A 6330-nucleotide genomic window follows, 5' to 3' on the forward strand; every position below is an offset into this window, starting at 1 on the left:
TCGACGGCGAGGGGCTGCCGGTACTGGAGTACCCACAGTCCCCAGGTCGGATGGCGCCGACCACGGCCAGGTTCTAGGAGGCGGTCGTCAACGGCGCCCTCACCCATTGCGGGGACTCGCGCGTGGCCCGCCACGTCGGGAATGCGGTACTGCGCGAGGACGCCCGAGGTGCCCGCCTGGCCAAGGAACGCCGGGACTCGCCCCGCCGCATTGACGCAGCCGTGGCCGCCGTCATGACCCACGCCGCCCTGGCCGGCGTGACCCGCGACAGCATCTACATCTAAGCGCGCTACGACCCCGGGTGCGTCCCATGCCCCCGGGGTCGTAGGCCGGACCCGGCTAGGTCGTGACCAGCCTGGTCTCCGGGCGATGACCAACCCACGAGTGCCAGCGAAAGAGCACCTGGCCATCAACACATAAAGGAACGCCAACAGCGGGGCCGACGTTACCTCCACAGGCGAACGCCCCCGGGACATGAACGGCCCCGGGGTCCTCCCAGCCGGGACCGTTCGTTCGCGCGTAGCACTAGAAAAAGCGCTTGCCGGCCTCAGGCGTTACTTCAATTCGGAAGCTGCTGGTTCGACGCCGCCGCTGTCGCGGCGCACGACCGGGGCCGCCGCCCTGGCCGGCATCACCAGGGACAGCATCTACATCTGAATGCGCTATGCCTTTGCTGGGAAGCCCGGCCCGCGCCGATGGCCAGCCCTTGGGCGGTAAGGGCGCGGTCGCGTCCGGTTGTGGACCAGGAGCACCTGACCATCGACGGACAAAGGAACGCCAGCCACGCTGCCGTGGTTACATCGGCTGCTGCGCCGCTAAGGCCAGCTTCACCCGACGGGTTTGTTTGTGGCCCCTGGGCGGGTTAGCAGGAGGGGCGTACCCCGGGGCCGCCGAGCTGATCGCCCATGCGGCCCCCTCAGGTGACCAGGCCCCCCCGTCCCGGTGGCCCCGAGTACGCATCCCCTACCCCGGCCCGGAGCATGGGAACCGTATCGGCCGCACCGTAGATCCGGTCGGCCCGGCGCTCCCGCTTGGTGAGACGTTCCTCGGCCTCCAGCAGCCCGGTGCACCACCAGCAGCTTGCGCATCAGGTCGTCGAGGGCCTGGCTGGCGCTCCGCCAGTCCGGATCAGTCAGCGCCGTCGTAAGCAGCGCGTGCGCTTGCTTTTCTCCTCTGGGGTCATCCGCCGCGGGTCCGCCATGCTTCCAGCCTAGACAGGACAACGGCCCCGCCGGGTGACGGGGCCGCTGGCATCGGGTCGGACTTAAGGGATGACGTCTTCGAGCAGGATCGCCCAGCGAACCAGCGCGTCACGGCCGGGACGGACACCAGGCTCGACCGGCAGGTTGAGATCGCGGGCTTCATGGACCAAGCGGCTAACTTCGGCGGCTGCCCAGGTGACGTCCAGGACCAGCACGCGCCGGCGGCGCGGGATACGTTCGGGTCGGGCATGAGGCTTGCTGCTCGTGTCCCATGGGGCCGGCGCGGTGCAAGCGCGTGCGGCCCGCCAACGTCGGCAGGGAACGCGAGCGGGCCACGGAGACGCGGGTCTGCTGACAATATTGCTAACAGCCGGACCCGATCCTGGCTGGTCCGAACCGAACGCAGCCGGATGACGGGTCCTGAGAACGTGCTGGCCAGCGGCTCGCAGTAGGTCGAAGTGAACCTGGCGAGACTGATCCGGACAGCGGCGCTGAATTCCACCTCTCCTACGACATCTAGGAACGGTCCGCCAGCCGGGCGGCGCGGGAGGTCAGGTAGCGCCGCTCGGCCAGGCTGAGGGTGCGGCGCGCGGCCAGCTGGTAGCTGGCGCGTGCCGCTTCCGTCTGGCCGGCCAGTTCGAGCAGGTGGGCGCGGACGGCGTCGAGGCGGTGGTGCCCGGCCAGGCCAGGGCTGGTCTCGGCCTCCGTGAGCTGGCGCAGGCCGGCCTCGGGGCCGTGGACCATGGCCACGGCGACGATGCGGTTGAGCTCGACCATCGGCCCGGGCGCGAGGCGCTCCAGGAGCTCGTACAGGCCGAGGATCTGGTCCCAGTCGGTTTCCTCGAAGCTGGGTGCCTCGTCGTGGACGGCGGCGATGGCCGCCTGCAGCTGGTAGGGGCCGATCGGGGCGCTGGCCAGGGCCCCGGTGACCAGGGCGACCCCCTCGGCGATGGCGGCGGCGTCCCAGCGGGTCCGGTCCTGCTCGGCCAGGGGGACCAGGGCGCCGTCGGGGCCGGTCCTGGCCGGGCGGCGGGCGTCGGTCAGCAGCATCAGGGCCAGCAGCCCGGCCACCTCGCCGTCGCCGGGCAGCAGGCGGTGCAGCTCCCTGGTCAGGCGGATCGCCTGGCCGCTGAGCTCGACCCGGTGCAGGGCAGGTCCGGAGCTGGCCGTGTAGCCCTCGTTGAAGATCAGGTACAGCACCTGGAGCACGGCCGCGACCCGCCGGGACCGCTCGGCCTCCGGGGGCAGGCGGAACTGGGCCCCGCTGGCCCGGATCCGCTGCTTGGCCCGGCTGATCCGCTGCGCCACGGTGGCCTCCGGGACCAGGAAGGCGCGGGCGATCTCGGCGGTGGTGAGGCCGCCGACCGCCCGCAGGGTCAGGGCCACCTGCGACGCCCGGGTGAGCGACGGATGGCAGCAGAGCAGCAGCAGGGTGAGGGTGTCGTCGACGGCCGGGACGGCCTCGGGCGGGGGCGGGGCCAGCGCGGCCGCCGTCTGCTCGCGGCGGCGGCGGGCCGCCTCCTCGCGCCAGCGCTCGATCCAGCGGCGGGAGGCGACGGTGACCAGCCAGCCTCGCGGGTGCTCGGGGATCCCCTGCTCGGGCCACTGCACGGCCGCGGCCAGCAGCGCCTCCTGGACCGCGTCCTCGCAGGTGTCGAAGTCGCCGTAGCGCCGCACGAGGGCGCCGAGGACCTGGGGGGCCAGCTCCCGCAGCAGGGCCTCGAGCTCCGCCGGGGTGGTCACATCTCCATCCCCCCCAGGGTCAGGACGGGCCGGACCTCGATCAGGCCGAGCTCGGCCTCCGGCAGCCGGGCGGCGACCTCGACGGCCCGTTCCATGCTGTCGCACTCGACCAGGAAGAAGCCGGCCAGCAGCTCCTTGGCCTCGGCGAACGGGCCGTCGCTGGTGACCGTCTGGCCGTCGCGGACGGTCACGCGCCTGGTCAGCGACGGGTCGGCCAGGGCCTCGGTGACGATCAGCTCCCCCGAGGCGGCCAGCTCCTCGGTGAGGGCGCCGTAGTAGCGGAAGCCCTCGGCGCGCTGCTCGTCGGAGAACCCCTCCCAGATCTCCCGCGACGCCGGGTTGCTGTAGATCAGGATCAGGTACTTCACGGGGGGCCTCCTCGGATCTCGAACGCGTTTCCTCAGGGATGTCGAGACTAGCTCGCCAGCTTCGATCATCTGGTGACCCCGCGAGCACGGACACCGCGAGAGGAGCAGGAATGGCCAGGACCACCCGGATCACCGGCGTCGCAACGGTCGGCGTCCCCGTCACCGACCAGGATCGGGCGCTCGAGTTCTACGTCGGCGAGCTCGGCTTCGAGACCCGCCGGGACGTCCCCTTCGGCGACGGGCGCTGGATCGAGGTGGCCCCGCCGGGGGCGGCCACCACCATCGCCCTCGTCCCGGCCGGCATCCCGGCCGGCATCCGCCTCACCACCGAGGACGCCGGCGCCGACCACGCCGGGCTGCGGGCCCGCGGCGTCGACGCCGACCCGGAGGTGCTACGGATCCCGGAGGCGCCGCCGATGTTCGCGGTGCGCGACCCGGACGGCAACAGCCTTATCCTCGTCGAAGGCACCTGAGCGGCGACGACCCGTGGGGGCGACCATGGACAAGCAATTCACCGCGCAGCTGCAGAAGAGCCCCAACCAGGGCGGCTGGACCTACCTGGTGTGGCCCGGGTCGGTCGAGTTCTTCGGCACCCGGGGCCTGGTCAAGGTCCGGGGCACGATCGACGGCCACCCGTTCCGGAGCTCCTTCATGGCCCTGGGCGACGGCACCCACAAGCTGCCCGTGAAGGCCGACGTCCGCCGGGCCATCGGCAAGGAGGCCGGCGACACCGTGACCGTCCGGCTGGAGGAGCGGATCGACGACTAGACCCATACCCGCGCAGAATCACCCAGGAAGTGTGATGCCCGGCCCAACCCGGCTGGGCATCATGATGCCGGTCGACGACAAGGGGGCAAGGCAATGGCAGATCCCAGCTCCAAAGCTGACATCCAGCTCAACCGCAGCCTGATCGTCGGAGGAGGCGTGCTGGTCGCCCTTGGCGGCCTGCTCGGCTTCGCCGGCATGGCCCTGCTCAGCTCCGCGCTGATCTCGGCGACCCGCCAGTGGGTCGACCACCTGGACCAGCCCCCGAGCGAGATCGCCAGGCGCCGCTGGGCCCAGACCAAGCACGCCGCCACCGTCGGCGCCGCCGCCTGGCGCGACGGCCCCCCGAGCAGCTAGCCGCCAGCAGGAAGAAGCGCCGCGTTCGGCCCAGTTCGGGCCGGGCATGGCGATTTGCGCTTTCGGCCGGACTGTCGCAGGATCCGCGGGTCTGTCGCCCAGGGCCGGGCGACGCTTCCCGGCAACGATCCTTGAGGAGGTCGTGTCATGCGACGCCGCCCGTTCCTGCTCGGACTTCTCGCCCTGCTCAGCTCGACCCTGGTCGCCGGCGCGGCGCTCCCGGCGGGCGCCGGCGGGCCGAAGCCGCCGACGGTCCCCGCGCCCATTGCCGTCCCGGCCGGCCACAAGGTCGTGCTGGACGTCACCGGCAAGGGCGTGCAGATCTACGACTGCAAGCCCAGCGCCACCGACCCTAGCGTGCTCGCCTGGACGTTCCGGGAGCCAGCGGCCGTGCTCTACGGCCACCGGGGACGCCCGGTCGGCATCCACTTCCGCGGGCCCACCTTCGAGTCGTTCGACGGCAGCAGCGTGGTCGGGGCGGCCGACGGCAGCGTGCCCGCCCCCGATCCCGGGTCGGTCCCCTGGCTGCGGCTGAAGGCGGTCTCCACCCAGGGTGACGGGGTGCTCGCCGGGGTCGACTACATCCAGCGGCTGGAGACGCGGGGCGGGGTGGCGCCGACCGGTGCCTGTGACCCGGCGACCGACGCCACCGTGGCCGTGCCCTACCGGGCCCGCTACGTGTTCTACGCCGGCTGACCCTTCCCGTGGGACACTGCCGCGCATGTGGCGACGGCGCGGCGGGCTCCTGGTCGTGCTCGCGGTCGTGCTGGGCGGGGCCGCCCTGTTCGCCGTGGACGGGAACGTCCCGCTGGGCCCACCGGCCGCGGACGGCCCGGCCGTATCGGACAAGCTGGTGCCCCGCGAGGGCGCCTGGTGGGGCAGCTACCCGGGGCAGCGGCCCGGCGACGTCGAGGCGCGGGAGGCGGTCTACGGCCGGCGGGTCGACGTCCTCCACCGCTACCACGACTGGGACGACACCTGGCCAACGGCCGAGGAGCGAGCTCATGCCGCCCAGGGCCGGTTCCTGTTCGCGGGCTGGGTGAGCCGCGTCTTCGGCGGCGGGGCCGTCTGCTGGGCCGACATCGCCGCCGGCGGCCACGACGCCGCCGTCGACGCCCAGGCCCGGCGGCTGGCCGCCTTCGGCGACCGGCTGTTCGTCGGCTTCATGCACGAGCCCGAGGACAACGCCGGCCCCTGCCGGCCCGGCGCGGCCGGCGGCGGGGCCCTCATGGGCTCGGCCGAGGAGTTCAAGGCCGCCTGGCGGCGGATCGTGGCCCGGGTCCGGCCGGTCGCCCCCGACGTCGTCTGGGTCTTCTCGGTCATGGGCCACGACCCGGCCGGGTCGTGGGCGTTCTACCCGGGTGACGACGTCGTCGACTGGGTGGCCTGGGACCCCTACAACTGGGCCGACTGCGCCGGCCGGACCCGGGACGCCTGGCGGAGCCTGCGCCAGGCCGCCATGCCCATGTACGCCCACCTGGACGCCGTCGGCAACACCAAGCCGCGCATGCTGTCGGAGTACGGTTCCCACGACGACCTGGCCCTTGGGAGCAAGGAGCGGTGGCTGCGCGACATCCCGGCGACCCTCCGGACCGACCTGCCCAAGCTCAAGGCGGTGGTCCTGTTCGACCGGCTGGCCACCCCCGTCCCCGGCGACCCGTGCGCCTGGCTGGTCGACAGCTCGCCCGGGGCCAGGGCCGGGTTCGCCGCCGCCGGGGCAGATCCCTACCTGAACCAACCGCACAAATAGCTTACTCTGCTGGTACCGTCCCGGGACGCCGCTTCCCGTGTCCGCGTCCCGGGACGGACTTCTCCCGTCGACTGGTCCGCGCCCGAGCAGGCCGAGAAGCTGGCCGAGTCCGGCAAGTTCGGCCGGGCCGCGGCGGCTAGGCGAG

Annotated in this window: 9 protein-coding genes; 6 read left to right on the forward strand and 3 right to left on the reverse strand. The window is 72.7% G+C overall.

Features of this window, described 5'->3' with window-relative positions; genetic code table 11:
* The first annotated feature begins 122 nt into the window (after window positions 1-122).
* On the forward strand, window positions 123-284 hold the full coding sequence (locus VF468_17010; GenBank protein ID HEX5879993.1) for a hypothetical protein: 162 nt from the start codon (window positions 123-125) through the stop codon (window positions 282-284).
* Window positions 285-1264: 980 nt separating this feature from the next.
* On the opposite strand, the gene VF468_17015 is transcribed toward VF468_17010, so the two are convergent.
* From VF468_17015 to VF468_17025, 3 genes are all read right to left on the reverse strand, one after another.
* Window positions 1265-1417, reverse strand: coding sequence for a hypothetical protein (locus VF468_17015; protein HEX5879994.1), 153 nt, complete (start codon window positions 1415-1417; stop codon window positions 1265-1267).
* 301 nt (window positions 1418-1718) lie between these two features.
* Window positions 1719-2945 carry a sigma-70 family RNA polymerase sigma factor gene (locus VF468_17020; GenBank protein HEX5879995.1) on the reverse strand — a complete coding sequence of 409 codons (1227 nt, stop codon included), beginning with the start codon at window positions 2943-2945 and terminating at the stop codon, window positions 1719-1721.
* On the reverse strand, window positions 2942-3313 hold the full coding sequence (locus VF468_17025) for a YciI family protein (GenBank protein HEX5879996.1): 372 nt from the start codon (window positions 3311-3313) through the stop codon (window positions 2942-2944). The genes VF468_17020 and VF468_17025 overlap by 4 nt, the downstream gene beginning before the upstream one ends.
* 110 nt (window positions 3314-3423) lie before the next feature.
* Here VF468_17025 and VF468_17030 point away from each other — a divergent pair, with 110 nt between their 5' ends.
* The 5 genes from VF468_17030 (at window position 3424) to VF468_17050 (ending at window position 6185) form a co-directional block, all read left to right on the forward strand.
* On the forward strand, window positions 3424-3786 hold the full coding sequence (locus tag VF468_17030) for a VOC family protein (protein ID HEX5879997.1): 363 nt from the start codon (window positions 3424-3426) through the stop codon (window positions 3784-3786).
* 25 nt (window positions 3787-3811) lie between these two features.
* Entirely contained in the window at window positions 3812-4081 is a 270-nt protein-coding gene (locus VF468_17035) for a DUF1905 domain-containing protein (protein HEX5879998.1), read from the forward strand.
* Window positions 4082-4174: 93 nt separating this feature from the next.
* Entirely contained in the window at window positions 4175-4435 is a 261-nt protein-coding gene (locus tag VF468_17040; protein ID HEX5879999.1) for a hypothetical protein, read from the forward strand.
* Window positions 4436-4582: 147 nt separating this feature from the next.
* Window positions 4583-5131: a DUF3455 domain-containing protein gene (locus tag VF468_17045; protein ID HEX5880000.1), complete on the forward strand. Its 549-nt coding sequence runs from the start codon at window positions 4583-4585 to the stop codon at window positions 5129-5131.
* Between the two features lie 25 nt (window positions 5132-5156).
* The gene (locus VF468_17050) at window positions 5157-6185 is read left to right on the forward strand and encodes a hypothetical protein (protein ID HEX5880001.1); all 1029 of its coding nucleotides are present in this window, start codon (window positions 5157-5159) and stop codon (window positions 6183-6185) included.
* Window positions 6186-6330: the final 145 nt, after the last annotated feature.

The organism is Actinomycetota bacterium (genome assembly GCA_036280995.1).
Classification (GTDB): domain Bacteria; phylum Actinomycetota; class CALGFH01; order CALGFH01; family CALGFH01; genus CALGFH01.

Coding starts and splice junctions, on each gene's coding strand:
- VF468_17030 (HEX5879997.1), top strand. CDS start 3,424: ATGGCCAGGACCACCCGGATCACCGGCGTCGCAACGGTCGGCGTCCCC.
- VF468_17035 (HEX5879998.1), top strand. CDS start 3,812: ATGGACAAGCAATTCACCGCGCAGCTGCAGAAGAGCCCCAACCAGGGC.
- VF468_17040 (HEX5879999.1), top strand. CDS start 4,175: ATGGCAGATCCCAGCTCCAAAGCTGACATCCAGCTCAACCGCAGCCTG.
- VF468_17045 (HEX5880000.1), top strand. CDS start 4,583: ATGCGACGCCGCCCGTTCCTGCTCGGACTTCTCGCCCTGCTCAGCTCG.
- VF468_17050 (HEX5880001.1), top strand. CDS start 5,157: ATGTGGCGACGGCGCGGCGGGCTCCTGGTCGTGCTCGCGGTCGTGCTG.